General features: G+C 69.1%; 27 protein-coding genes and 1 pseudogene. 12 read left to right on the top strand and 16 right to left on the bottom strand.

Annotation, left to right across the window (positions count from 1 at the left end; translation table 11 throughout):
• The 4 genes from AC3WS6_RS04195 to AC3WS6_RS04180 all read right to left on the bottom strand — a co-directional run bounded on the left by AC3WS6_RS04195 (nt 1) and on the right by AC3WS6_RS04180 (nt 4,603).
• Nucleotides 1-1,089, bottom strand: coding sequence for an ABC transporter permease (locus AC3WS6_RS04195; RefSeq protein ID WP_492499814.1), 1,089 nt, complete (start codon nt 1,087-1,089; stop codon nt 1-3).
• On the bottom strand, nt 1,086-1,892 hold the full coding sequence (locus tag AC3WS6_RS04190) for an ABC transporter ATP-binding protein (protein ID WP_492499813.1): 807 nt from the start codon (nt 1,890-1,892) through the stop codon (nt 1,086-1,088). Before AC3WS6_RS04190 ends, AC3WS6_RS04195 begins: the two co-directional genes overlap by 4 nt.
• Nucleotides 1,889-2,713 carry an ABC transporter ATP-binding protein gene (locus AC3WS6_RS04185; protein WP_492499812.1) on the bottom strand — a complete coding sequence of 275 codons (825 nt, stop codon included), beginning with the start codon at nt 2,711-2,713 and terminating at the stop codon, nt 1,889-1,891. Before AC3WS6_RS04185 ends, AC3WS6_RS04190 begins: the two co-directional genes overlap by 4 nt.
• A gap of 222 nt (nt 2,714-2,935) precedes the next feature.
• Nucleotides 2,936-4,603, bottom strand: a complete 1,668-nt coding sequence (locus tag AC3WS6_RS04180; RefSeq protein WP_492499811.1) for an ABC transporter substrate-binding protein — start codon at nt 4,601-4,603, stop codon at nt 2,936-2,938.
• Between the two features lie 167 nt (nt 4,604-4,770).
• Between AC3WS6_RS04180 and AC3WS6_RS04175 the strand changes: the two genes are divergently transcribed.
• Both AC3WS6_RS04175 and AC3WS6_RS04170 read left to right on the top strand, forming a co-directional pair.
• Nucleotides 4,771-5,418 carry a TetR/AcrR family transcriptional regulator gene (locus tag AC3WS6_RS04175; protein WP_492499810.1) on the top strand — a complete coding sequence of 216 codons (648 nt, stop codon included), beginning with the start codon at nt 4,771-4,773 and terminating at the stop codon, nt 5,416-5,418.
• A gap of 10 nt (nt 5,419-5,428) precedes the next feature.
• Nucleotides 5,429-6,643 carry an amidohydrolase gene (locus AC3WS6_RS04170; RefSeq protein WP_492499809.1) on the top strand — a complete coding sequence of 405 codons (1,215 nt, stop codon included), beginning with the start codon at nt 5,429-5,431 and terminating at the stop codon, nt 6,641-6,643.
• A 9-nt stretch (nt 6,644-6,652) separates the two neighbouring features.
• Here the strand turns inward: AC3WS6_RS04170 and moaA are convergent, their stop codons facing one another.
• Both moaA and AC3WS6_RS04160 read right to left on the bottom strand, forming a co-directional pair.
• A complete protein-coding gene (moaA, locus tag AC3WS6_RS04165; protein WP_492499808.1) occupies nt 6,653-7,738 on the bottom strand; it encodes a GTP 3',8-cyclase MoaA in 1,086 nt (361 codons plus the stop codon).
• A gap of 134 nt (nt 7,739-7,872) precedes the next feature.
• Complete coding sequence (locus AC3WS6_RS04160; RefSeq protein WP_492499807.1) at nt 7,873-8,304, bottom strand: hypothetical protein; 432 nt, start codon at nt 8,302-8,304, stop codon at nt 7,873-7,875.
• Nucleotides 8,305-8,427: 123 nt separating this feature from the next.
• Here AC3WS6_RS04160 and AC3WS6_RS04155 point away from each other — a divergent pair.
• A pseudogene (locus tag AC3WS6_RS04155) lies at nt 8,428-8,601 on the top strand (RpiB/LacA/LacB family sugar-phosphate isomerase); the annotation flags it as partial.
• A gap of 144 nt (nt 8,602-8,745) precedes the next feature.
• On the opposite strand, the gene AC3WS6_RS04150 reads toward AC3WS6_RS04155, so the two are convergent.
• Genes AC3WS6_RS04150 through AC3WS6_RS04135 form a run of 4 tightly spaced genes read right to left on the bottom strand, consistent with a single transcriptional unit; the run spans nt 8,746 to nt 11,770 of the window.
• Nucleotides 8,746-9,807, bottom strand: a complete 1,062-nt coding sequence (locus AC3WS6_RS04150) for an ATP-binding cassette domain-containing protein (protein WP_492499806.1) — start codon at nt 9,805-9,807, stop codon at nt 8,746-8,748.
• Nucleotides 9,804-10,592: a molybdate ABC transporter permease subunit gene (gene modB / locus AC3WS6_RS04145; RefSeq protein ID WP_492499805.1), complete on the bottom strand. Its 789-nt coding sequence runs from the start codon at nt 10,590-10,592 to the stop codon at nt 9,804-9,806. Before modB ends, AC3WS6_RS04150 begins: the two co-directional genes overlap by 4 nt.
• Nucleotides 10,589-11,374 carry a molybdate ABC transporter substrate-binding protein gene (gene modA / locus AC3WS6_RS04140; protein ID WP_492499804.1) on the bottom strand — a complete coding sequence of 262 codons (786 nt, stop codon included), beginning with the start codon at nt 11,372-11,374 and terminating at the stop codon, nt 10,589-10,591. Before modA ends, modB begins: the two co-directional genes overlap by 4 nt.
• A gap of 3 nt (nt 11,375-11,377) precedes the next feature.
• The gene (locus AC3WS6_RS04135) at nt 11,378-11,770 is read right to left on the bottom strand and encodes a TOBE domain-containing protein (RefSeq protein ID WP_492499803.1); all 393 of its coding nucleotides are present in this window, start codon (nt 11,768-11,770) and stop codon (nt 11,378-11,380) included.
• Nucleotides 11,771-11,888: 118 nt separating this feature from the next.
• Between AC3WS6_RS04135 and AC3WS6_RS04130 the strand changes: the two genes are divergently transcribed.
• The 4 genes from AC3WS6_RS04130 to AC3WS6_RS04115 are packed head-to-tail and all read left to right on the top strand — an operon-like array spanning nt 11,889 to nt 14,609.
• Nucleotides 11,889-12,659 (top strand): HesA/MoeB/ThiF family protein, encoded by a 771-nt coding sequence (locus AC3WS6_RS04130; protein ID WP_492499802.1) that lies wholly within the window; start codon nt 11,889-11,891, stop codon nt 12,657-12,659.
• Complete coding sequence (locus tag AC3WS6_RS04125; protein WP_492499801.1) at nt 12,656-13,903, top strand: molybdopterin molybdotransferase MoeA; 1,248 nt, start codon at nt 12,656-12,658, stop codon at nt 13,901-13,903. The genes AC3WS6_RS04130 and AC3WS6_RS04125 overlap by 4 nt, the downstream gene beginning before the upstream one ends.
• Entirely contained in the window at nt 13,900-14,379 is a 480-nt protein-coding gene (moaC, locus tag AC3WS6_RS04120; protein ID WP_492499800.1) for a cyclic pyranopterin monophosphate synthase MoaC, read from the top strand. The genes AC3WS6_RS04125 and moaC overlap by 4 nt, the downstream gene beginning before the upstream one ends.
• Nucleotides 14,376-14,609, top strand: a complete 234-nt coding sequence (locus AC3WS6_RS04115; protein WP_492499799.1) for a MoaD/ThiS family protein — start codon at nt 14,376-14,378, stop codon at nt 14,607-14,609. The genes moaC and AC3WS6_RS04115 overlap by 4 nt, the downstream gene beginning before the upstream one ends.
• 422 nt (nt 14,610-15,031) lie before the next feature.
• Here the strand turns inward: AC3WS6_RS04115 and AC3WS6_RS04110 are convergent, their stop codons facing one another.
• The 5 genes from AC3WS6_RS04110 to AC3WS6_RS04090 form a co-directional block, all read right to left on the bottom strand.
• The gene (locus AC3WS6_RS04110; RefSeq protein ID WP_492499798.1) at nt 15,032-15,472 is read right to left on the bottom strand and encodes a molybdenum cofactor biosynthesis protein MoaE; all 441 of its coding nucleotides are present in this window, start codon (nt 15,470-15,472) and stop codon (nt 15,032-15,034) included.
• On the bottom strand, nt 15,472-15,957 hold the full coding sequence (locus AC3WS6_RS04105) for a MogA/MoaB family molybdenum cofactor biosynthesis protein (protein WP_492499797.1): 486 nt from the start codon (nt 15,955-15,957) through the stop codon (nt 15,472-15,474). The genes AC3WS6_RS04110 and AC3WS6_RS04105 overlap by 1 nt, the downstream gene beginning before the upstream one ends.
• A 56-nt stretch (nt 15,958-16,013) precedes the next feature.
• A complete protein-coding gene (locus AC3WS6_RS04100) occupies nt 16,014-17,672 on the bottom strand; it encodes a molybdopterin-dependent oxidoreductase (protein WP_492499796.1) in 1,659 nt (552 codons plus the stop codon).
• A gap of 85 nt (nt 17,673-17,757) precedes the next feature.
• A complete protein-coding gene (locus AC3WS6_RS04095; RefSeq protein WP_492499795.1) occupies nt 17,758-18,033 on the bottom strand; it encodes a hypothetical protein in 276 nt (91 codons plus the stop codon).
• A gap of 78 nt (nt 18,034-18,111) precedes the next feature.
• A complete protein-coding gene (locus tag AC3WS6_RS04090; RefSeq protein WP_492499794.1) occupies nt 18,112-18,810 on the bottom strand; it encodes a GTP pyrophosphokinase in 699 nt (232 codons plus the stop codon).
• A gap of 98 nt (nt 18,811-18,908) precedes the next feature.
• Between AC3WS6_RS04090 and AC3WS6_RS04085 the strand changes: the two genes are divergently transcribed.
• Both AC3WS6_RS04085 and AC3WS6_RS04080 read left to right on the top strand, forming a co-directional pair.
• On the top strand, nt 18,909-19,268 hold the full coding sequence (locus AC3WS6_RS04085) for a nuclear transport factor 2 family protein (RefSeq protein ID WP_492499793.1): 360 nt from the start codon (nt 18,909-18,911) through the stop codon (nt 19,266-19,268).
• Nucleotides 19,269-19,365: 97 nt separating this feature from the next.
• A complete protein-coding gene (locus AC3WS6_RS04080; protein WP_492499792.1) occupies nt 19,366-21,453 on the top strand; it encodes an APC family permease in 2,088 nt (695 codons plus the stop codon).
• Nucleotides 21,454-21,672: 219 nt separating this feature from the next.
• Here AC3WS6_RS04080 and AC3WS6_RS04075 read toward each other — a convergent pair whose 3' ends face one another.
• The gene (locus AC3WS6_RS04075) at nt 21,673-23,079 is read right to left on the bottom strand and encodes an aminotransferase-like domain-containing protein (protein WP_492499791.1); all 1,407 of its coding nucleotides are present in this window, start codon (nt 23,077-23,079) and stop codon (nt 21,673-21,675) included.
• Here AC3WS6_RS04075 and AC3WS6_RS04070 point away from each other — a divergent pair.
• From AC3WS6_RS04070 to AC3WS6_RS04060, 3 genes are all read left to right on the top strand, one after another.
• Nucleotides 23,078-24,025, top strand: a complete 948-nt coding sequence (locus tag AC3WS6_RS04070) for a DMT family transporter (protein ID WP_492499790.1) — start codon at nt 23,078-23,080, stop codon at nt 24,023-24,025. The two genes, AC3WS6_RS04075 and AC3WS6_RS04070, sit on opposite strands and share 2 nt — an antisense overlap.
• Nucleotides 24,025-24,624 carry an FMN-binding negative transcriptional regulator gene (locus tag AC3WS6_RS04065; protein ID WP_492499789.1) on the top strand — a complete coding sequence of 200 codons (600 nt, stop codon included), beginning with the start codon at nt 24,025-24,027 and terminating at the stop codon, nt 24,622-24,624. The genes AC3WS6_RS04070 and AC3WS6_RS04065 overlap by 1 nt, the downstream gene beginning before the upstream one ends.
• A 203-nt stretch (nt 24,625-24,827) precedes the next feature.
• The gene (locus tag AC3WS6_RS04060; RefSeq protein ID WP_492499788.1) at nt 24,828-25,409 is read left to right on the top strand and encodes a GNAT family N-acetyltransferase; all 582 of its coding nucleotides are present in this window, start codon (nt 24,828-24,830) and stop codon (nt 25,407-25,409) included.
• Nucleotides 25,410-25,414: the final 5 nt, after the last annotated feature.

Below are 25,414 nucleotides of genomic sequence, written 5' to 3'. Positions count from 1 at the left end.
TCAGGCCTCCGTCTGGCGCGTGCGCGGGTCGAGGTATGCGTAGACGATGTCGGCCAGGATGTTGGCGACGAGCACCGACAGCGTGATCACGAGGAACACGCCCTGCATCAGCGCGAAGTCCTTCGCGTTGGTGGCGTCGAGCAGCAGCTTGCCGACACCCGGGTAGCTGAAGACCATCTCCATGACGATCGTTCCGCCCACGATGAAACCGATCGAGAGCGCGAAGCTCTGGATCTGCGGCAGCACCGCGTTGCGCGCGGCATAGGCCCATAGCACGCGCCTGTTCGGCATGCCCTTGGCCTGCGCGACGGTGATGTAGTCCTCGTCGAGCACGGTGAGCATCATGTTGCGCATGCCCAGCATCCAACCGCCGAGCGAGGCGATGATGATCGTGACCGCCGGCAGCGTGCCGTGCATGATGACCTGGCCGATGAAGTCGAGGCTCCACTCCGGCGACTGCCCCTTGTCGTAGGCGTGCGACGAGGGGAACCACTTGAGCGTCGACGAGAAGATCGCGATGGCGATCAGGCCGAGCCAGAAGTACGGGATCGTGTTGAAGAACGTCGTGATCGGGATGAGCGCGTCGAGCCTGCTGCCGCGCTTCCAGCCCACGATCGCCCCGCCGACGGTGCCGAGCACGAACGAGATGATCGTGGCGAGTCCGACCAGGCCCAGCGTCCACGGCAGTGCGGATGCCAGCACCTCGCCGACCGGACGCAGGCCGTGCAGGGTCGAGATGCCGAGATCGCCGCGGAACAGCATCGCCCAGTAGTCGATGTACTGCTGCCACATCGACTTGTCGGAGTCGATGCCGAGCAGGATGCGCAGCGAATCCGCGGCCTCGGGGCTGATGTTGCGGTTGCGCGCGAGGTACGAGCTGACCGCATCGCCCTTCATGAATCGCGGCAGGAAGAAGTTGATCGTGATGGCCGCCCACAGGGTGAACAGGTAGAAGCCCGCCCGACCGGCGAAGAATCGCCACGGCACCGCGGCTCGCCCCTTCTGCGCAGTCGTCGCGGTGGTGCCGACCTCGAGCGCGTCGCGGTTCTCGTCGTCGACCAGCGGAAGCTGGGGGGATGCGGTGGTCACTGTGCACCTCCGTGCGAGCCGGCCGTCGCGAAATGCTTGTCGGGGTCGGGAGACGCCGCTCGCAGCTCGCGCGTGTAGGGGTCCTGCGGGTTGAGGATGACGTCGTCGGCGTCGCCGTACTCGACGACGCGCCCCTGGTTGAGCACCATGATCCTGTCGCTGAAATGACGAGCGGTGGCGAGATCGTGGGTGATGTAGAGCACGCCGAGGCCCTCTTCGCGCTGCAGATCGGCGAGCAGGTTCAGCACTCCGAGGCGGATCGACACGTCGAGCATCGACACGGGCTCATCCGCGACGAGCAGCGACGGCCGCGAGGCGAGCGCACGGGCGATGGCGACGCGCTGGCGCTGGCCGCCGGACAGCTCATGCGGACGGCGGTCGATCACGGCATCCGCATCGAGCCGCACTCGCGCGAGCAGTCGCCGCACCTCGGCCTCGGTCTCTTTCTTGGGCACGACATCGTCGAGACGGATCGGGCGCTCGAGGTGGTAACGGATCGAGTGGTACGGGTTGAGCGAGGCGAACGGATCCTGGAACACCATGCGCAGCTGCTGGCGGTACTTTCGCAGCCCCTTGCCGCGACGCGGGATGGGCTTGCCGTCGAGACGCACCTCGCCGCCGGTGGGGGTCTCGAGCTGGGTGAGGATCTTGGCGATAGTCGACTTGCCGCTGCCCGACTGGCCGACGAGGCCGATCGTCTGACCGGACGACAGGGTGAAGCTCACGTCGTCGAGGGCCTTGAGGCGCCCGGCACCTCTGACGTTGTAGACCTTGGTCACATTCGCGAACTCGAGAGTGGTCATCGGGTCAGCACTCCTCTCGCACCGGTGAGTCGGGGGAACGACGACAGGAGCGTCTTCGTGTAGTCGTTCTGCGGGTTCGTCCAGATCTGCTCGGCCGACGCCAGTTCGACGATCTCCCCGGCACGCATGATCGCGATGCGGTCGCTGATCTCGAGCAGCAGAGGAAGGTCGTGCGTGATGAAGATCACCGAGAAGCCGAACTCGTGACGCAGCTGCGAGATCTGCTTGAGGATCTCGCGCTGCACCAGCACGTCGAGGGCGGTGGTCGGCTCGTCCATGACCATGAGCTGCGGGCGGAGCGCCAGGGCCATCGCGATCATGACGCGCTGCCGCATGCCGCCCGAGAGCTCATGCGGGAACGAGCGGGTGCGCTGGCGGCCGACCTTGACGATCTCGAGCAGCTCCTCAGCCTCGGCCCGGCGCTGGCGTCGCGTCATGTCGGGGCGGTGGATCTCGAACACGTCCTCGAGCTGCGAGCCGATCGTGGCGACCGGGTTGAGGGCGTTCATCGCCCCCTGGAACACCATCGAGACCTTGTCCCAGCGGAACTTCTGCATCGCCTCGACGTCGAGCGCATTGATGTCGACGTCGACACCGGACGCATCGTGGAAGGTCACGCTGCCGCCCGCGATCACGGCGGGAGCCCGCAGCAGACGCTGCACCCCGTAGGCGAGCGTGGTCTTGCCGCATCCGCTCTCGCCGGCGAGACCGAGGATCTCGCCGCGCTGCAGTTCGAGCGTCACGTTCTTCACCGCCTCGACGGGCGGATCGACGTCGTACACGACCGAGAAGTCGCGCACGCTGAGCAGGGGTTCTGACATGAGGGGTCCTTCGTCGGGTGTGGTCACCACCCGGTCGTTGAGCGAGCGGAGCGGGTCGAAGTGTCGAGACGCGGTGAGGATGCGTTCTGCGTTTCGTCTCGGGCGCTTCGCGGCCTCGCTCAACGACCGGGGTTCGGTCCTCCGAGCCTCGCTCAACGACCGGAGAAGAGGAGTCCGGCCGTTGAGCGAGCGGAGCGAGACGAAACGCGCCCTCGTCGTCGCTTACTCGGCCGGCTTCAGCTTCGTGAGGATCATCACGATGTTCTGCTGCGTCGGGTCGCCCGAGGCGTAGGGGTCTTCCTCCGACGGCCATCCGACGTAGTTGCGGGTGTTGTACTCGCCGAGCAGCGGGTGAGCGCCGAGCGGGATCGCCGGCACCTGGTCGACGAAGATCTGCTCGAGAGTCGTGATCGCCGAGGTGCGCACGTCGTCGGACGCCGCGTTCGCGTAGGCGTTCAGCGCCTCGGTCGCTGCCGGGTCGTCGAAGCGTCCGAAGTTGAACCCGGCGATGCCCTCGGGCGAGATCCACCGCGGATCCATGGTCGACGTGTAGAGGCCATATGCCGTGCCGCTGTCTTCGAGCCAGTGGATGATCGCCGAGAAGGTTCCTTCGTCTCGGGGTCCTGCCCAGCCGCCCCAGTCGGGCATGTCGATCTTGACCTCGGCGCCGATCGCCTCGGTCACGTCCTCGGCGATGAGCTCCTGCGCGGTGTTCCAGTCGCTCCAGCCGGACGGCACCGAGAGCGTGAACGAGACGGGCGTGCCGTCGGGGTCGATCAGCGCGTCGTCCTTCCAGGTGTAGCCGGCGCTCTCGAGCAGATCGCGCGCCTTCTCGGCGTCGACCGAGTACTCCTGGCCCTCGAACTCGGGCTGGATCTCGTCTTCGAGGATCGACGAGAGTCCGGTCACCGACCAGACCGGCTCGCTGGCGCCTTCACGCGCGATGTCGACGTAGGCGTCACGGTCGATCACCCAGGCGAGCGCCTGGCGGAAGGCGACGTCGTCGAACGGCTTCTCCTGCAGGTTCATGAACAGCGTGGCGGAGCCGGTGGTCGGCGCGACGAAGAACTTGTTGTGCTCGGGGTCGGCGTCGAGGAACTGCTCCTGGATCTGCGGGATGAACGCCTGCGCCCAATCGGCCTCGCCCTGAGCGAGCGCGGTGGTCAGCGCCGTGTTGTCGCCGTACGACACGTAGTGCAGCTCGGGCACGGCGAGGTCGCCGCCCCAGTAGTCGTCGCGGGCCTCGAGGGTGACCGACTCGGTCGACCAGTTCGAGAGAGCGTAGGGGCCGGTGCCGACGAGATCGTCGCCCTTGACAGGATCGGTGGCGGGCTCGTCGAGGTTCTCCCAGATGTGCTTCGGCACGATGGGCACGTGCAGCACGCGGGCCTGGTTCACGTACTTCGACTCACCGAAGGTGAGCGTCACGGCATCGCCCTCGACGGTCGCGCCCTCGAACTTGAGGCCGGCGGTGTCGAGTTCGGGGGTCGAGACGAGCTCGTAGGTGTAGACGATGTCTTCGGCGGTGAAGGGCTCACCATCGCTCCACGTGACGTCCTTGCGGGGCACGACGGTGACGGCCGTGTAGTCGTCGTTCCACTCGATGCTCTCGGCGAGCCACGGGGTGACCTCGCGGTCGCCCGTCTGGTTCACGAGGCCGAGCGTCTCGAAGATGACCTTGCCGTAGCCGTACTTCGACGCCGACGAGTCGCCCACGAACGGGTTGTTCGACTCGGTGGTGATCGCGCCGTCGGGCTTGGCGATCGTCAGGGCTGCGCCACCTGCTGCGCCGTCTGCGTCACCCGATCCTCCGGCTGCACAACCGGCGAGGACCGACACGCTGAGCGCGGAGACCGCCGCGGCGGCGATCAGGGATTTTCTGAGCTTCATTGCTTCTCCTTGGGCACGGGTCTTTGTGCTGTGTGACCGTCGGCTGCATGGACACCCGACGCCGTTTACTTACTGGCGAGAAAGTAAGCTGATGCGAGGTTACCCGTCAGTAAGTAGAGTTGGCAAGTACGATCCGATGCAGGATCTCGCGCAGAAGAGGATGGACCATGTCGCAGGATGCTGTCGCTCACACGTCCGTTCGCCCTGCCACCCGCGAGAAGCGGGAGCAGATCCTCAAGGCCGCCGTCGAGATCTTCGGGAACAAGGGGTCGACCAACGGCACTCTCGCGGATGTCGCCGAGCAGGTCGGCATGACCCACGCCGGCGTGCTGCACCACTTCGGCTCGAAGCAGAAGCTGCTGCTCGAGGTGCTCGCCTACCGCGACCAGGCCGATGTCGCCGACCTGGCCGAGAAGCACATCCCCGGCGGCCCCGAGCTCTTCCTCCACCTCGTGCGCACCGCGATCGCGAACGAGCGCCGACCCGGAATCGTCCAGGCCTACACCGTGCTGTCGTCGGAGTCCGTGACCGACAACCATCCCGGTCGCGAGTACTTCGAGGACCGCTACACGACGCTGCGCCGCGAGGTCACCGAGGCGTTCCACCTGCTGTGCGCGCAGGAGGGGGTGACCGAGCCCGAGACGATCACGACAGCCGCCGCCGCGATCCTCGCCGTGATGGACGGGCTGCAGCTGCAGTGGCTGCTGCATCGCGACGTGTTCGACCTCGGAGAGGCGAGCGAGTTCGCGATCCGGTCGATCGTGAACGGCGTGCTGCATCCCGGCCCCACACTGGAGTCGTACCGCCACGACTAGGCTCGGGGCCATGACGATCGACCTCGAAGCGCTTTACATCGACCTGCACCAGCACCCGGAGCTCTCGTTCCAGGAGACGCGCACCGCCGGCATCGCGGCCGGCCACCTGCGCGATCTCGGCCTCGAGGTGCACGAGGGCATCGGAGTCACCGGGGTGGTCGGAGTCCTCGAGAACGGCGACGGCCCGGTCGTGTGGGTGCGTGCCGACATGGACGCCCTGCCGGTCGGCGAAGAGACGGGTCTCGCCTATGCGAGCACCGCCACCGGCATCGATCCTGCCGGCAACACCGTGCCCGTCATGCACGCGTGCGGCCACGACATGCACGTCACCGCGATGATCGGCGCGGTCGAGAAGCTCGTCGCCGAGCGCGCCGAGTGGTCGGGCACGCTCGTGGTGCTGATCCAGCCCGCCGAGGAGTACGGCGCCGGCTCGCGCGCGATGCTCGACGGCGGCCTGCTCGACCTCGTGCCGCGCCCTGACATCGTGCTCGGTCAGCACGTGACCCCCCTCCCCGCGGGAACCATCGGGGTGCGCCCCGGAACCCAGATGGCGGCATCCGACGGCCTGACCGTCACTCTCCACGGACGCGGTGGACACGGCTCTCGTCCGCACTCGACGATCGATCCCGTGGTGATGGCTGCGGCGACCGTCATGCGCCTGCAGACCATCGCCTCGCGCGAGGTCGACCCGCGCGACGTCGCCGTCGTGACGGTCGGCTCGATCCACGCCGGGCTCAAGAACAACATCATCCCCGCCGAGGCGAAGCTCGAGCTGAGCCTGCGCTACCCGAACGACGAGATGCGCGACAAGGTGCTCGCGAGCGTCGAGCGCATCGTGCGCGCCGAGGCCGCGGCATCCGGCGCAGAGCGCGAGCCCGAGATCCGCACCGACCACACCCTGCCGCCGACGATCAACGATGCGGAGGCCACGGCACGCGTCACGTCGGCGCTGCAGCGCGCACTCGGCGAGACCTCGGTCATGGACCCGGGCATGTTCACCGGCAGCGAGGACGTCTCGTGGTTCGCCCGAGACACCGGAGCGCCGCTGGTGTTCTGGTTCTGGGGCGGAGTGGACGCGGCGACCTTCGCGGCATCCGCCGCCGCGGGCACGCTCGACAAGGACATCCCCACGAATCATTCGCCGTTCTTCGCGCCGGTGATCCACCCGACGATCGAGGTCGGCGTCACCGCGCTGTCGTCGGCTGCGCGCGAGTTCCTCGGCTGAGGGGCGGCCTCAGCCGCCGATCGCGTTCATGCCGCGGGCAGGCTGCAGGAACGACGGGTCGTTGATCGCGTGTCCGGGCAGCTTGCCGTGCACGCACGATCGCAGCATGGCAGCGATGCCCTCGGTCCGCCGACCTGCATCCGCCGAAGCGTCGCCACGCAGCACCCCGATCAGGTCGTACTCGGCGTTCGAGAACAGGCAGTTGCGCAGCTGTCCGTCGGCGGTCAGGCGCAGGCGGTCGCACGCTCCACAGAACGGGGCCGTGACCGAGGCGATCACGCCGACCTCGTGCGGGCCGCCGTCGATGCGCCACTTCTCGGCCGGCGCTCCCCCGCGTCCGGGCACGGGCTCGAGGCTCCACCGCGCGCTCAGCTTCTCGAGGATCTCCTCGCGCGTGACCATCGAGGCGCGATCCCAGGTGTGGCCGGCGTCGAGCGGCATCTGCTCGATGAAGCGCAGCTGTGCGCCGACGCTCATGGCGAAGGCGACGAGTTCGGGCAGCTCGTCGTCGTTCACGCCGCGCATCGCGACCGTGTTGAGCTTGAGCGGGCGGAGTTCGGATGCCGCTGCGGCCGCGATCCCCTCGAACACGTCGTCGATGCGATCGCGGCGGGTGAGATCGGCGAAGCGCTGACGGTCGACCGTGTCGATGCTGATGTTCAGCCGCGTGAGTCCGGCCTCGATCAGGTCGGGAAGGTGCTTCGCGAGCGTGATTCCGTTCGTCGTCATCGCGACCTCGACCGGGCCGTCGTCGCCCTGGATCGCCGACACACGGCGCACCACGTCGACGATGTCGGCGCGCAGCAGCGGCTCACCACCCGTGAGGCGGAAGGTGCGGATGCCGAGGGACGCTGCGGCCTGCGCGACCTCGACGATCTCGTCGGTCGAGAGGATGCTCGTGCGTGCGAGCCATTCGTTGCCCTGCTCGGGCATGCAGTAGGTGCAGCGCAGGGAGCAGCGGTCGGTCAGTGAGATGCGCAGGTCGCGGTGGACGCGACCATGGGTGTCGACGAGACCCTGCATCGCGGGCGCGGCATCACCGGCGATCACCGGGTTCGGCGAGCGCACTCCGATCACGACCGGCACGGCCGTCATCGTTGTCTCCCTCTCCCCGACATGTTCCGAGACTACCGGCGTGCCCGATGCCGGGGCCCGTGTGCGCACGACGACCGGCATATTGCCAGGTCGCGATCCCGCGCAGCGGGCGCGGATCGGGCGCTGCCGCTCGCCTACTCTGCGAGGAGCACGTAGAGGAGGAAGGCCTCGCCGCCCACGTCGTTCAGCGTCAGCTCGATCGCGCGGCCGCGGGGATCGACCGTCGTCTGATAGACGGTGCCACCGTCGACCGTCGCCAGATCCGACTCCGGGAACTCCCCGAACTCCGCCACCACCGCATCATGCAGCGGAGCGGCCGGATCGATCCCCTCACTGGATCCGAACACCCACTGGCGGTCGTTCTGCTGGACTGTGAGCCCTTCGACCTGCTCGAGCGGCAGCTCCGGCAGCTCCGGAACCTCCTCGCGGAACTCCTCGAGAGTGCGCTCGACGCCAGGCGCCTGCGGGTCTTCCAGAGGGGCCACGCTCGGCGAGGCGCTCTCGACGGTCGTCGGCGCAGCCTGTGGCGCGCACGCGGTGAGCAGGAGGGCACTGGTCGCAAGCACCAGCGCGGCTGTTCGAGATCGACGCATACCTCAGGGTATCCAGGGACGGGCCCACGCCGACGACACGCATGTGATCATCCTCAGCCTTTGACCGCTCCCGCCATGACACCGGCCACGAGGTGCCTGGAGAGAGATCCGCGCGTCGCATCCGTCGTCGATGTGGGCGTCGCCGCCGGTGAGCACACGGCGTATCCGCACGTCGCGGTCGATGCCGCGCGCGCCGTCGCGGACGGATCGGCAGACCGCGCGCTCCTCATCTGCGGGACAGGGGTCGGGGTCGCGATCGCCGCGAACCAAGGTCGACGCGATCTGCTCCTACGAGGAGCGCTGACGTCGCGCGCCTCGCTGCGATGCCGCCACCCGGCTGATGATCCCCCGCCTGACGGGATCCGCGACCGCATTTGGTCAGCCATCCGGGATACTGACAGCCATCGGACGCGTTCAGAGAATCGCGACGAATCGCACGACGTCCGGATCGACCCTCAGCCGGATGCTGTCGCCGACGGCGAAGGTCCGGGCACCGGTGAGCGGCAGGTCGACCGCACCCGAATCCGTGTGCAGACGCACCCCGGCGATCGTCGGTTCGATCCGGGTCGCCACGGCCGCCCATGTGTTCACTCCCGCACTCGCGTCGGCGAGGCGGACATCCCCCGGACGGAACACCGCTGCGAGCGCGGCCCCTTCCGTCGCCGCGAGCGCACGCGAGGCAGGATCCGCGCTGCTCAGCCGCACCTCCCCGTGGCGCCACGCTCCCCCGCTGGCGACCCCGAGAAGCCGATTCACCTCGGCGATCGACGCGACGAAACCGGATGCCGGTGCGGCGAGCACCTCGCGCACCGGCCCTTCCTGCACGACCGCACCCCGCTCGACCACGATCAGCCGGTCGGCCAAAGCCACGGCATCCGCGGCGTCATGCGTCACCGCGACCGTGGTGGTCGACACGAGCTGATCGCGCAGCATCCGCCTGATGTCTCCGGCGGTGTCGGGATCGAGCGCGACGAGCGGCTCGTCGAGCAGCACGACCCGGGGCGATGCGGCGAGTGCGCGTGCCACCGCGACGCGCTGCTGCTCGCCGCCCGAGAGCTCATGCGGCATGCGCACACCCGCGCCGGGCAGCCCGACCCGTTCGAGCCAGTCTTCGGCGTCCCTTCGCGCGGCCCGCGCCTCGGCACCTGCCGCGCGGGGCCCGAAGGCGACGTTCTCGCACGCCGACAGGTGCGGGAACAGGCGCGGCTTCTGCCCGAGCAGCACGATGCCCCGCCGCATCGGCTCTGTGCGCACGCGGGGCGAGGCGACCCGGTCGACGATCCGCCCGTCGACCGCGATCTCTCCCCCGTGCAGCGGCTCGAGGCCGGCGAGCGCCTGCAGCAGCGTCGACTTGCCGGCCCCGCTCGGCCCCATGACCGCGACCGTCTCACCCGCACCCACCCGCAGGGTCGCGTCGACCGTGAAGTGCTCTCGCGGCACCACGACGTGCGCTCGCAGCCCCGTGCCGCCGGTCATCGTCCTACCCCGGGGCGCCACCCGCGAACGAGCAGCAGCACCACGATCGCCGTCGCCAGCAGAACCAGAGCGAGCGCGACGGCAGCTCCCTGCGTCACGCCCGCCCCATTGAAGGCCGTGTATATCGCCAGCGGCATGGTCTGCGTGACGCCGGGGCGGTTGCCCGCGAAGAGCGCGGTGGCACCGAACTCGCCGATCGCGCGCGCAAAGCACAGCACCACTCCCGCGACGAGGCCGGGGGCGGCGAGCGGAAGGGTGATGCGTCGCAGGATGGTCCAGCGTCCGGCACCGAGTGCGGCCGCCGTGCGTTCATACTCCACCCCCGTGGTGCGCACGGCACCTTCGACCGCGAGCACGAGGAAGGGCAGCGCCACGAACGTCTGGGCGAGCACGACGGCGGGAGTGCTGAACGAGAGCCCCAACCCACCGAACCACCCCGCCCGCCCGAACAGATAGAGCAGCGCGACACCGCCGACCATGGGAGGCAACACCAGTGGAATCGTGACGGCGGCCCGGAGCACGGCCGCGAGGCGAGGGCCCGAGCGGGCGATCGTCAGCGCGAGCGGAACGCCGATCACGATGCACAGCAGAGTCGCGACGAGCCCGGTGCCGAGCGACAGGAGCAGCGCCGAACGCGCGGCATCTGAGGTCACATCCGCCACGAAGGTCGACCATTCGACGCGCGCGACCAGAGCCGCGAGCGGCAGGATGAGGAACGCCAGGCCGATCGCCGCGGGGATCGCCAGCGCGCGCGGCGCGTAGCCCTGGGCTCGAGCGTCGCTCACGGGGCGCCGAAGCCGTGTTCGGAGAGGATGCTCTGGACCCGGTCGGACAGCACGAAGGCGACGAACGCCTCGGCGGCCACCGGGTTCGACGCCTCTGACAGTGCGGCGATCGGATAGTGGTTCACGACGTCGTCTGCACCGTCGGGCACGATGATTTCGACATCGTCACGGCCCACCACGTCGGTCGCGTAGACGAGGCCGGCGTCTGCTTCATCGGCGGCGACCTTGGTCAGCACCGCGGTGACGTTCTGCTCGAGGCTCGCGGCGTCGACCGTGACGCCCGCGTTCGACAGCAGCGTCGCGGACGCCGCACCGCACGGCACCTCGGGTGCACACAGCACGCTGGTGACGTCGGCCAGATCGGCAAGGGTCTCGACGCCGCCGGGGTTGCCCGCAGGAACCGCGATCACGAGAGTGTTCGACGCGAACAGGGTCGGGTCGACCGCGGCATCCTCGAGCTTTCCCATGTTCGACTCGTCGGCCGAGGCGAACACGTCGGCCGGGGCGCCCTCGAGCAGCTGAGTCACCAGGGTCGACGAACCGTCGTAGACGCCGCTGAAATCCACGTCGGGGTTCGCCTCGCTGAACGCCGCACCGATCTCGTCGAACGCTGCAGACAGCGACGCGGCGGCGTACACCGTGAGTTCACCGCTCACCGAGTTGTCGGGCGTACCGCCATTGCCAGCAGGATCCGGCGACTCTGCACCGGCAGCGCACCCGGTGAGGGCGAGCGCCGCGGCGGTCGCCAGGACTGCGGTGGCGCGGCGGAGAGTACGGATCATCAGTCAGCCCTTCGGAACTTCGACCGCGACGTTGGTCGCCTTGACGGATGCGGTGGCGAGCGATCCCGCTTCGAGGCCCAGCTCGCGAGCGGCCTCGGCCGACATGAGAGAGACGACGCGGTGGGGCCCGGACTGCACGTCGACCTGCGCCATGACCCCGTCGATCTGCACGCGGGTGACGATTCCCACGAACCGGTTGCGGGCACTCGAGAGAACGTGATCCGACTCCTGCGCCTCTGCCGCGAGCTCGACGGCGCGTGCGGCCAAGGCGTCGCCCGGGATCTCGGCGGGTACGGCATCCGTCGTCGGCAGCAGGCCCTGTTCGACCCACCGGCGCACCGTGTCGTCACTCACCCCGAGCAACTGGGCGGCGCGAGATATTCGATAGGACTGCATTCGAGAATGCTACCGCAGACGCGGATTAATGACGCATAAACAACCGCACTTGCGGCGCGGTTTGACCGCACGTCCCCGAGACCGCCTCTGGTGCCCCGACCCGGCATAGCCTGGTGCCATGCAGCCGCTCGTCGACCCCGCCCCCTCACTCGACCCTGCGGAGCTGGTCCGCACCGCCAGGCATGCCGTGCTCGCCGGAATCGGCGAAGAGGGTCAGCGTCGACTCGCCGCCGCCCATGTCGCGGTGGTCGGCGCCGGTGGGCTCGGCTCTCCCGTGCTTCTCGCGCTGGCGGCGGCCGGCATCGGCATCATCTCGGTGATCGACGACGACATCGTCGAGCTCACCAATCTGCAGCGTCAGCTGGCCCACCGGGTCGAAGACATCGGCCGCCCCAAGACCGCCTCGGCCGAGCGCGCGATTTTGGCGCTCTCGCCGGGAGCCGTCGTCACCGCCGAGGCCGAGCGACTCGACTCCGAGAACGCCGAGCGCCTGTTCGCCGGAGCCGACATCGTGGTCGACACCAGCGACTCGTTCGCCACCCGTCGCGACGTCGCGGCGGCGACCGAGGCCCTCGGCATCCCCCTGGTCTGGGGCGCCGTGCAGGAGTGGCACGGGCAGGCCACGGTGTTCTGGTCGGCTCCGCCCGAGGGCCACGCACCGGTCGTTCTGACCGACCTGTTCCCCCTCGGCACCGAGGGGGAGCCACCCAGCTGTGCGCAGGTCGGTGTGCTCGGAGCGCTGTGCGTGCAGATCGGCGGGATGCTGGCCGGCGAGGTCGTGAAGCTCATCACCGGCGCGGGAGACCCGTTGCTCGGCCGGCTCGCCATGATCGACGGCCTGTCGGCTCGACAGCACGAGATCGCGATCCGATCGGCGGTGGCGGCATGAGCGCCGCAGGCGGCGGACGGCGGTCGGTCGAGGATCAGCTCGCCCGCGTACTGGATGCCGTGCACCCGCTGCCGGCCGAGATCCGCGCGATCCGCGGCGCCGCCGAGCGGACCCTCGCGCAGCCCGCGACGGCTGCCCACGACATCCCGCTCTTCGACAATTCCGCGATGGACGGATTCGCCGTGCGATTCGCCGACGTCGAGGCGGCGTCCGCCGAGAACCCCGTCGTGCTGCGTGTCGTGGCGGATCTGCCCGCGGGCACATCGGACGATCCGCCTCTGGGGCCGGGCGAGACAGCTCGCATCATGACCGGATCGCCGGCACCGAGCGCGGCCGAGGCGATCGTGCCTTTCGAAGACACGGCGGGCGGTCTCGCCGACTCACTCGGCGACGTGCGGGTGCTGCGCGCGCCCACGGCATCCGGAGCGTTCATCCGCCGCCGTGGCGCTGACCTGCGGGCAGGGGATGCCGTGGTGCTCGCCGGCGAGCGGCTCGGCGCCTTCCAGCTCTCGGCCGCCGTCGCCGCCGGCGTGCACCGCGTATCGGTGACGCGCGCACCACGGGTGGCCGTGGTGTCGACGGGCAGCGAGCTGCTGGCCCCCGGGGAGCCGGTCACGCGCGGGCGCATCCCGGATTCGAACGGACCGCTGCTCGAGCTGCTCGTGGCGGATGCGGATGCCGAGGTCGTGCTCGTCGCCCGGGTCGCCGATGATGCGGATGCCGTGCGCGCCGTCACCGAGTCGACGATCGAGCGCGGCGCCGACGTGATCGTGTTCACGGGCGGTGTGAGCGCGGGGGCGTACGAGCCGGTGCGCGGCGCCTTCGACGGACGTGGCCAGGTCGAGTTCGCGAGCGTCGCGATGCAGCCCGGCAAGCCCCAGGCGTTCGGCGTTCTGGACTCCGGCACCCTGGTGTTCGGTCTCCCCGGCAACCCGGTGAGCGTGGCGGTGTCGTTCGAGGTGTTCGTCCGTCCTGCACTGCTCGCCCTGCAGGGCCGCACTCAGATCCACCGCCCGCGCGCTTCCTTCACCGCGGATGCCGCGTGGACGCCCCCGCCCGGTCGTCGACAGTACCTCCCCGCCGTCGTCGATCTCGTCGCGCGCACCGTGCGCCCTGCGACCGGCGGCGGATCGGGCTCGCACCTCGCAGGAGGTCTCGCCCGCGCCCGGGCCTTCGCAGTCGTGCCGGCCGAGGTCGACGCCGTCGCCGTAGGCGATGCGATCGATGTCATGCTGGTCGAATGACCTTCACGCATCTCGATTCGGCCGGCCATGCCCGCATGGTCGACGTGACCGGCAAGCAGCCGACCGTCCGCACCGCCACGGCTCGCGGTTTCGTGCGGTGCAGCACCGACGTGATCGCCGCCCTGCGCGACGGCACTGCCCCGAAGGGCGATGTGCTGGCGGTCGCCCGCATCGCCGGCATCCAGGCCGCCAAGTCGACGCCGACTCTGCTGCCCCTCGCTCACGTGATCGGTGTGCACCGGGCGAACGTCGAGCTCGACATCGTCGACGACGGCGTGCACGTCGAAGCGACGGTCGGCACCGCCGACCGCACCGGCGTCGAGATGGAGGCGCTCACAGCGGTGTCGGTGAGCGCGCTCGCGATCGTCGACATGATCAAGGGCCTCGACCGCTCGGTCGTGATCGAAGACGTGCGCATCGTCGCCAAGTCGGGCGGGCGCTCGGGCGACTGGGTGCGCGAGGGAGAGACGCGATGACCCGCGTGCGCTACTTCGCCGCCGCGGCCGAGGCTGCGGGACGGGATGCCGAGGAGCGCGGCGAGAGCACGCTCGCACAGTTTCGCGCGGCGGTCGTAGCCGAGCATCCGGCACTCGCCGACATCTTGCCGCGATGCGCCGTGATGGTCGACGGCGTACGCAGCGACGACGACCGCTCGCTCGCCGACGCCCAGCTCATCGATGTCTTGCCGCCCTTCGCGGGGGGCTGACGCCGGGGCCGGCCTCCGTCTCCCCCGCCCCAGATCCGGTCAACCGCGCCAGATCCGGACCGCTGAGCCCGAAGCATCCGCACCTCGCGCGGTCGACCGGATCTCGCGAGGCACGCCGGGCACCGGAGGCCGGGTGCCAGATCCCGGATCCCGGATCCCGACCGCCCCAGATCCGGTCAACCGCGCCAGACCCGGACCACTGAGCCCGAAGCATCCGCACCTCGCGCGGTTAACCGGATCTCGCGAGGCACGCCGGATCCCGGTCGCCGGATCCCGGGGGCCGGAGTCCGGACGCCGGATGCCGCGGGCCGGCCGCGCCAGATCCGGTCAACCGCGCCAGACCCGGACCGCTGGGCCCGAAGCATCCGCACCTCGCGCGGTTGACCGGATCTCGCGAGGCACGCCGGATCCCGGGTCGCCGATCAGCCGCCGATGCCCTTCCACGCGGTCGTGCCGTCGGACTCGAGCTGGCGCTTCCACACGGGAAGCTCGCTCTTGATGTCTTCGATCACCGCACGGCACACCGCGAATGCCTCGGCGCGGTGCTCAGCCGCGACCGCGATGACGACCGCCGCATCGCCCACGTCGAGGTGACCGATGCGATGGCTCACCGCCACGACCACGCGGTGCTCGCCGACCGCATCGCCCGCCGCCTGCTCGGCGATGCGCCGCAGTGCGGCCTCGGCATCCGGATGCGCGCTGTATTCGAGGCCGACCACGGGAGTCTGCGCATCGGGGTCGTTGTCGCGCACTCGGCCGATGAAGGTCGTCACTCCGCCGAGCGCAGGGTCATCGACCGCGGCGAGGTGTTGCTCGAGGTCGAGCTTCTGTTCCGAGATCGCAGCGATCCGCACGTCGTTCATCAGTGGTCTCCTCCATCGGTCTGGTCCACGACATGTCGCGCCACGGTGAGCACGACCGGCACTCCCGACGAGACGGCCCTGGTGGAGCCCGGGAGGTTGACGATCAGGGCGCCGGCGGGATCCACGACGCCCGCGATGCCGCGCGACAGGATCGACAGCGGGGTGTCGGCGAGACCGGATCGTCGCAGTTCCTCGGCGATCCCCGGAACCTCGCGCGTGATGACCTTGCGGGTTCCCTCCGGGGTGTGGTCACGCGGCGCGACCCCCGTGCCTCCCGTCGTGATGATCAGGCGCACGCCTCGCGCGACGGCCCGGCGCAGCGCATCCGCGACGGAGTCGACGCCGTCGGGGATCACCTCGGCATCCGGGCAGTGCCACCCGGCATCCCGCAGCAGTCCCACGGCGATCGGACCGCCGCGATCCTCGCGCTCCCCCGCGAATGATCGATCCGACACGGTGATCACACAGGCGGGCAGCGACGTCATGGCTCCACCCTAGGGCGCGCCGCGTCGAGGCGCACGGGTCTGCCGTCGCGCACGGGTCAGTTGACGCGCACGAGCGAGCGCTGCCAGCCCGACGATCCGTTCGGCGCGATGGCTGCGCGCTCCTCGATCTGCATGTCGCCGTTCTTGTTGATCGCTCGCACGGCCACGTAGTGCGTGCCGGGAGTCGCGTCCCATTCGAGGAACCACTGCACCCAGGTGTCTTCATTGATCGGGGCCGAGAGCGTCGCGGGCGCCCAATCGCCCTCGTCGATCTTCACCTCGACGCGCTCGATGCCCACCGACTGCGCCCAGGCGACACCGGCGATCGGGATGCGCCCGGCATCGACGGCAGAGCCGAGTTTGGGCGTGTCGATGCGCGACGAGAACTTGATAGGCGCCTCGGCGCTGTAGCCGCGGGGCGTCCAATACGCCTCGTCCTTCTCGAACGTGGTGACCTTGAGCTCGGTGAGCCACTTGGTCGCCGACACGTATCCGTAGAGTCCCGGCACCACCATGCGCACAGGGAACCCGTGCTCGAGCGGCAGCGGCTCGCCGTTCATGCCGACCGCCAGGATCGCGTCGAGGTTGTCGTCCGTCAGCGCAGAGAGCGGAGTGCTCGCCGTGTAGCCGTCGATGCTCTTCGACAGCACCATGTCGGCGCCGGACTTCACGCCCGCCTTCTTCAGCACGTCGCGCAGCGGCACCCCGAGCCACATGGCGTTGCCCACGAGCTCGCCTCCCACCTCGTTCGACACGCAGGTCAGAGTGATCGCGTATTCATCCACGCCCATGTCGAGGATGTCCTGGAAGCTCAGCTCGACCCGCTCGTCGACCATGCCGTCGATCACGAGACGCCAGGTGGAGGGGTCGATCGTGGGCACCGTCAGAGCGGTGTCGACGCGGTAGAAGTCCTTGTTCGGCGTGAACAGCGTGCTGAGACCCGGGATGTCGAGCTCGGCACCCTGCGGAACGGTCACGGTCGACTTCGGCGCAGGCAGCTTGAGCGCCTCACGGATCGTCGCCACGGAGCCGACGGTCATGCTCACGGCGCGCGAGGCGACGCCGACGATCACGGCCGAGGCACCGGCGAGTCCCGCCAGGAGGAAGAACTGCCTGCGGCCGATCGGCTTCACGACCGTGGTCGCACCAGCATCCGCATTCGCATCCGCAGTAGCACCGGCACCAGCGGCGGCATCAGCGGTGGCATCCGCAGCGTCGACATGGTCCGCACGGACCGACGCGACCGACGCGCGCCATGCGCTGAGACGACGGATCAGCAGCACCATGATGACGGAGCCTGCGATGGTGCCGAGTACGGGAGGAAGGAACGCGAGCGGCGTCACACCGGCCCGCGTCACGATGGCCGCGGTCGAGAGCGCACCCGCGATGACCAGAGCGATGACTCCCAGCGGCGGGCGCACGAGCTGCAGGATGCCGCCGATCGCCGACGCGATCACGACCGCCAGGCCGAGACCCGCGAGCAGCGCGATCTTGTCGTATTCGCCGAACGTGGCGATCGCGAACTCCTTGAACGGCTGCGGCACGATGTCGATCACGAACCCGCCGACCGCCAGGATCGGACTCGCCGATCGCGCGAAGATCAGAGCGAAGAGCTCTGCGGCGGCGAGGAAGACCGCACCGCTGATCAGGCCCGCGAGGGCTGCCCAGAAGATGAATCGGCGTCCCTTGCCGCGTGGCTCTGCGTGCTGTGACATGCTGTGCTCCTCGTTCGCCGCGACACTGTGGTCGGGGGTTGTTCGGAGCGGCGGGGCGATCGGATGGAGCGGTGGGGCACGGGGGTCAGAGAGGTCGCGCCGTGATCGTGTCGGCCCCCTGTGACTGCCGCAGCGTGCGCAGGCATCGCGAGCACAGGATCTCGACGGTGCGCGGGTGGTTCTCACCGCAGTCGCAGTCGATCGACACGCGCCATTTGGCCTTGCGACCGCACGCGGCATAGGCCTCGTCGTCGCCGTGGTCGCACTCACAGCGCTGCCGCCCGCGGTCGAGGCCCGCGAGTTCGTCGAGATCGACCGCCTGATCGGCGTCGAGAGACCGGGATTCTGCTGTTCTGACCACCTGCTGATGCTGTCAGGGTGCGGATGCTCGCGCAAGCCGCGCCGAGCTGCTGCGCCGTGGACGCACGCGAAGTGCGGCTCAGACCTGCACGATGTGCGGCGGCGGAGGCGGAGCCAGCTGCCGCTGCGGCACGCCGTGGGCCTCGCGATGCAGGCGCTCCATGCGGTTGTCGAGTTCGGCGGCCGCCTCGGCGGCATCCGTCAGGCTCTCGACGAGGTGCGAGGGCACCTGATTCGAGAACTTGTAATAGATCTTGTGCTCGAGGCTCGCCCAGAAGTCCATCGCGATGGTGCGGAACTGCACCTCGACCGGCACCGCGAGCGCCCCGGTCGACAGGAACACGGGCACCTCGATGATCGCGTGCAGGCTCTTGTAGCCGTTCTCCTTCGGGGTGGCGATGTAGTCCTTCACCGTGCGCACGGTCACGTCGTCCTGCGCGGTGAGCAGGTCGAACAGCCGATACACGTCGGCGACGAAGCTGCACGTCACGCGCACGCCGGCGATGTCGGTGATCTCGGAGCGGATGCGCTCGAAGTCGGGCTCGGCGATGCCCTTGCGGGCGATCTTCTCGACGATGCTGTCGGGAGTCTTGAGCCGACTCTTCACGTGCTCGATCGGGTTGTACGCGTGGTGGTGGGTGAACTCGTCGCGCAGGATGCCGATCTTGGTCTCGACCTCACGCATCCCGAACTCGTATTCGCGCAGGAAACGCTGGAACTCGTCACGGAGCTCCCGAGTCTGCTGGATCGCGTCGTCGGTGACCTGGAGGGACGTCATGCGTCGACATTATCCGTCTGTGATCGGAAGTGGCTGTGGATCCTCGATGAGAGTCGAGCACCTTGACGATGTCGGAGGCCCGGTCTAGAACGGAGGACATGACCACCCCGGGAGAGACGTGGACCGCCGCATACGTCGAGGCATGGAAGTCGAACGATCCCCAGCAGATCGCCGCGCTGTTCAGCGACGACGCCATCTACCTGACCAGCCCCGACGCCGAACCGCGCGTCGGGCGTGCGGACATCGTCGCGGGATGGCTCGAGGATCTCGACGATCCCGGCACCTGGACGTTCGAGTGGTGGATCGTCCGCGAAGACGATGACTTCGTGGCGATCGAGGGACGCACGAAGTACCCGGCCGAGCGCGACTACGTGAATCTGTGGATCGTCCGACTGGATGCCGAGGGGCGGGCGACCGCGTTCACGGAGTGGTACATGCCTCGCCCCCACGAGGACTGACGCATTCCGGTCGGCAGCCGTCAGGATTCTGTATGGGCGGGTCGGCCACCCGTAGGGATTCCGTGAGGATCGCGTAAGGGATGCGTGTGCGGGCGTAATGTCGCCCCACGTGACAGATGAATCCCGCGATCTCACCGACGCCCCGCCTCGCGTCAAGCGCATCCTGATCGGCGACCCTCTGACGAGCGAGCAGGTCGACGATCAGCTCCTCCCCAAGAAGATGGCTCTGCCGATCTTCGCGTCGGATGCGCTGAGCTCGGTCGCCTACGCGCCGCAGGAGCTCGTGATGATCCTGCTGATCGGCGGGCTGACGTTCCTCTCGTTCACGCCGATCGTGGCGGTCGCGGTGGTCGTGCTGCTGATCGTCGTCGTGCTCAGCTACCGGCAGCTCATCAAGGCCTATCCCTCGGGCGGCGGCGACTACGAGGTCGCGTCGAAGAACCTCGGCGAGATCCCCGGCGTCATCGTGGCGGCGGCGCTGCTGGTCGACTACGTGCTGACCGTGGCCGTGTCGGTGGCATCCGGCGTCGACAACATCATCTCGGCCGTTCCCGGCCTCGACCCGCTGCGCGTCGAACTCGCCGTCGGCTTCGTGATCCTCATCATCCTCGTGAATCTGCGCGGCGTGCGCGAGGCCTCGTTGGTGTTCGCCATCCCGACCTACGTCTTCATCGGCTCGGTCGGCTTCATGATCGTGACGGGGCTGTTCCGCACGTTCCTCGGAGACGCGCCCGTCGCCTCCAGCGCCGAGTTCGCCGTGCACTCCGAGGACCTCGGACAGGCGGCCGTGATCCTGCTGATCCTGCGCGCGTTCTCGAGCGGATGCTCCGCGCTCACCGGCGTCGAGGCCGTGTCGAACGGAGTGCCGGCGTTCCGCGCGCCGAAGGTCCGCAACGCGCAGACCACCCTCGTGCTGATGGGCTCGATCGCGGCGTGCCTCTTCGCGGGACTCACCGCTCTCGCCCTGATCTCGGGCGTGCACTACGCCGAGAACCCCTGCGACCTGATCGGGTTCGACTGCTCGAACCCGCAGCCGAGCCTCATGGCGCAGATCGCTTCGGCGACGTTCGGCGGCGGCAGCATCCTGTTCTTCATCATCCAGGCGGCCACGGCGTGCGTGCTGCTGCTCGCGGCGAACACCGCGTTCAACGGCTTTCCGCTGCTCGGATCGGTGCTGGCCCGCGACGGCTATGCACCCAAGTCGCTCAATACGCGAGGCGACCGCCTGGTGTTCTCGAACGGCATGATCGTGCTCGGCATCGCAGCGATCGTGGTTCTCGTGGTGTTCCAGGCGAGGCTGACGACGCTGATCCAGCTGTACATCATCGGCGTCTTCGTGTCGTTCTCGCTGGGGCAGATCGGCATGGTGCGGCATTGGCGGCGGGTGCTGCGCGGGCCGGTCGAGGACACGGCCGGCGACGGGATCGACGGCGCCTCGGCATCGGACCGCCGTTCCGCAAAGATCGGTCTCATCATCAACTCGGTCGGCGCCGCGATGACCGTCGCCGTGCTGCTGATCGTGACGATCACCAAGTTCACGCACGGCGCGTATCTGGTGTTCTTCGCGATCCCGGTGCTGGCGTTCCTGATGCTGGGCGTCAAGCGGTACTACCGCGATGTCGAGCACGAGATCGCGATCGACGACACGACGAAGTTCGGCGCGACCGGCGACCTCGCCATCGTGCTCGTCAACCGGCTGCAGAAGCCTGTCGTCAAGGCGATCGACTACGCGGTCGCCGCCAAGCACGGCAAGACCCTCGCGGTGCATGTCGCCGTCGCCTCCGACGATGCCACCCAGCTGCAGAAGGACTGGGCCGATCACCTGGTGCCGATCCCTCTCGTGATCGTCGAGTCGCCGTATCGGTCGTTCGCGCAGCCGGTGACGCAGTTCATCACGCAGTACCGCGAGAAGCACGGTTCGTCGGTCGTCACGGTCTACCTGCCGCAGTACATCGTGGGGCATTGGTGGGAGAGCTTCCTGCACAACCGACGCGCCCGACGCCTGGCGAACCAGCTGATGCTCGTGCACGGAGTCTCGATCACCCTTGTGCCGTGGCTGCTCGATTCGTCGGAGCTCATCTACGGTCGGCGCTCGCGTCCGCTGCCCGGGCAGGAACGCGCCGGACGCCCGGTCGTCGTGCAGGGACGGCGGGCGCACCGCCCTGAGGGGCCGCCCGAGAACTGACGTCAGGACGCCGCTGGAGCCTGTCGGGTAGCGGTGGAGGGCGTTCAGTTGGCACCTGTTGCCGCATCCCGAGGCCCATTCCGACAACAGGTGCCAACTCACGCACAACGCCACCCATTCAGTTGGCACCTGTGGTCGGAATGCGAGCCATAGAGCGACAACAGGTGCCAACTCACGCACAACGCCAAGGCCCGACCCCGGGCCGCGCGAGACCTGACGTCAGGACGCCGCGAGCACGTCGCCGAGGATGCCGGCCGCCTCGGCGAAACGTGACGGGTCGGCGTTCGCATAGTTGAGGCGCACGTACTCCGCGGAGGGCTCTGCGGGGAACCACTCGAAGCCCGGCGAGATGACGAGGCCGCGCGACTCGCACTCGCGGACGACCGCATCGACATCGGCGCCGTCGGGAAGCCGCGCCCAGAGGTTGAGGCCGCCGGCCGGCACCGTCTCGACGATCGCCGTCGGCGCAAGCTCGGCGAGGCTCACGAGCAGCAGATCGCGTCGCGCTTTCAACTGCGCGCGGAAGCCGCGCAAGTGGCTCCGCCACGCGGGCTGGGTCACGACGTCGAGCGCCGCCGCCTGCAGCACCCCGCTCACGTACATCGACTCGGCAGCACGATCGGCCAGGATGCGTTCGCGCGCCGGCCCCCGCACGATCACGGCGGCGATCCTCAGCGAGGGCGAGACGCTCTTGGTCAGCGATCGGAGGTAGATGACGTGGCCGTCGTCGTCCATGGCGGCGATCGGCCGGGCGTCTCCGTCGATGGCGAGATCGTGCGCCCAGTCGTCTTCGATGAGGAAGGCACCGTGGCGCCGCACGCTCTCGAGGACCGCGAGGCCCGTCGACGCGGGCCATCGGGCACCGGTCGGGTTCGCGAACGTGGGTTGTGCATAGAACGCGCGAGCGCCGGTCTCGACGAAGGCTCTCTCGACGGCATCCGGATCGGGCCCCTGCGGACCGGAGGGAATCGGCACCAGGACCACCCCTGCCTGCTCGGCCGCGAGCAGAGCACCCCAGTAGGTGGGCGACTCGATCAGCAGCGGCTGTCCCGTGCCGACGACAGCGCGGAAGATCGAACTCAGTCCGCTCTGACTGCCCGCGATCACGAGCGCGTCCCGGGCGGATGCCGGCGTGACTTCCGCCGGTGCGGATGCCGCGAGCTCGGCGGCGAACCAGGCCTGAAGCTCCGGCATCCCGGCGGCGGGCGATCGGGTGAGCGCTGACGAGGTGCGTGCCGCACGCGTGATCGCCTGGCGGACGAGCCGCTCCGGCAGCAGATCGACCGCCGGATACCCGGAATGCATGCCGATCGCATCCGGCGCCACGGTGCGCTGCGTCGACGTGAGTCCGGCGAGCCGGGCGGAGGGAGCCCCGAGCGCCGACGTCTGCCAGCCGTAGTCGGCCGGGCGCGGCGCCCGCTGCGCGCGCACGAACGTTCCCGCTCCCGGTCGGGACTCGACGAGGCCCCAGCGGGCGAGTCGCGCCATCGCCTTCTGCACGGTGACAGGACTCGCGCCGTACTCCGCGACGAGCGCACGGTTCGACGGCACGCGAGCCCCGGGCGGCGCGGACTCGATCCATCGCCGCAGCTCTCCCGCGATCCGATCGCTGCTATCCTGACTCATGAGAGAACAGAGTAGCGTTATTGCTCCCGCTCGCCTAGCGCTATCGCGTGCAGGCCTCTGGTGGGGGCTTCTCGGCGTCGCGGCCTTCTCGTTCACTCTCCCCCTGACCCGCATCGCGGTCGGCGGCCTCTCGCCGCTGTTCATCGGGGCGGGCCGCGCGGTCGTCGCCGCCGCGTTAGCCGCACTGGCGCTGGCCGTCACACGCCAGCATCCGCCCACTTCGAGGCAGTGGTGGCGGCTCGCGATCGTCGCCGGCGGCGTGGTCGCGGGGTTCCCTCTGCTGACGTCGTTCGCCATGACGGCGGCGCCCGCGAGCCACGGCGCCGTGGTGATCGGCCTGCTGCCCGCGGCGACAGCGGCCATGGTCGTGCTGCGCACGCGCGAGCGTCCCGGACGAACCTTCTGGTGGTTCGCCGGGCTCGGCGCCGCCGCGGCCGTGACCTTCGCGTCGCTGCAGAACGGTGGGCTCGGTGAACTCCACTGGACCGATCTGCTGCTGTTCGCCGCCGTGCTCGCGGCGGCGGTGGGCTATGCAGAGGGTGGGCTGCTCGCGCGCGAGCTCGGCTCGTGGCAGACCGTCTCGTGGGCGCTCGTGCTCGCCGCGCCGCTGATGCTCGCACTGACTCTGGTCGCTGCATTCGCCGACCCGCCGACCGCAACGCCGGTGCAGTGGCTCGCGTTCGCATACCTCGCGGTGGCCAGCATGTTCCTCGGCTTCTTCGCCTGGTATCGCGGTCTGGCGATCGGCCCCATGGCGCAGGTCAGCCAGATCCAGCTCGTGCAGCCCGTGATGAGCATCACCTGGGCCGCCCTGCTGCTGCACGAGCAGATCGGGTGGTCCACGGCACTGGGCGGTGTCGCCGTCATCCTGTGCGCCGCACTCGCCGTGCGCTCCCGCCTGATCATTCCCCGCCCGACCGCCCGACCCCTGAATGAGGATCTCTGATGCGTCACACACCCCGCTACCTGATGACCGACCCGCTCGAGGTGAAGCGCCTGATCCGCGGCAATCCGTGGGCCACGTTCGTTTCGCCCGCCCGCACAGGACTGGTGGCCTCGCACTACCCGGCCCTGCTCATCGAAGACGAGCACGAGATCGTGATCGCGAGTCACTTCGGTCGCCCCGACGAGCAGCTGCACGAGCTGGGCCGTCATGAGGTGCTCGTGATCATCCAGGGACCGCACGATTACGTGTCGCCGAGCCTCTATGCGCCCGGTGACCTCGTGCCGACCTGGAACCACGTGACGGCACACCTGTACGGCACCCCTGAGATCCTCAGCGAGGAGGAGAACTACGCTCTGCTCTCGCAACTGACCGACCACTTCGAGAGCGGCCGGCCACACGGGCGCAGCCTGTCGGAGGACGAGGCCGGCACGCGCCGTGCGGCGAAGGGAACCGTCGGCCTCAGGCTGCGGGTCGACCGCTTCGATGCGCGCGCGAAGCTGAGCCAGAACAAGTCGCCGGAGGTGCGGGAGAACATCACGGCACGGTTCGACCAGACCAACGCGGCGCTGGCTGCCGAGATGCGGCGTGCGCGCGAGTGACGGGGGGCTGGGTTGGCGGGAGTGACGCGGGCCGTGTTGGCACCTGTTGCCGCATCCCGAGGCCCATTCCGACAACAGGTGCCAGCTCACGCACAACGCCACCCATTCAGTTGGCACCTGTTGCCGGAATGCGAGCCATAGAGCGACAACAGGTGCCAACCCAGGAGAGGTCCCGGATCACCCCGCGTGAATAGGCTGGGACGATGACCTCTGCGCGCACCGACGCCTGGCCCGTTCACACCGAACGGCTGCGGATCCGGCCGATGACGGCATCCGACATCGACGCGGTGTGGGAGTGGCGTCGCTTGCCAGAGGTGAACCGGTGGCTCGGACTCGCACCGGCCACGGTCGAGGAGTTCCGCGAGCGGTACCTCGACCCCGGCCGACTCGGCTCGATGCACCTCGTGGAGCTCACGGGCGCTGACAGCGAGGCGACCCCGATCGGCGACATCATGATCAGGCTCGGCGACGGCTGGGCGCAGCTCGAGGTCGCCGATCAGGCGAAGGGGGTCGAAGCCGAGCTCGGCTGGGTGCTCGACCCCGCGCACACCGGACGCGGTTACGCGACCGAGGCCATCCGCGCGGTGATCGACGTCTGCTTCGGCACGATGGGGCTTCGGCGCGTGCACGCCGGATGCTTCGCCGACAACGAGCCGTCATGGAGGCTGATGGAACGCCTCGGCATGCGGCGCGAGGAGTTCAGCCGCAAGACCGCGCTGCACCGATCGGGCGAATGGCTCGACGGCATGAACTACGGCATCCTGGCCGAGGAGTGGCAGGGCTGAACCCG

The organism is Microbacterium sp. EB106-03-03-XG65 (assembly GCF_058791955.1).
This window is presented reverse-complemented; position numbering and strand designations above follow the sequence as displayed.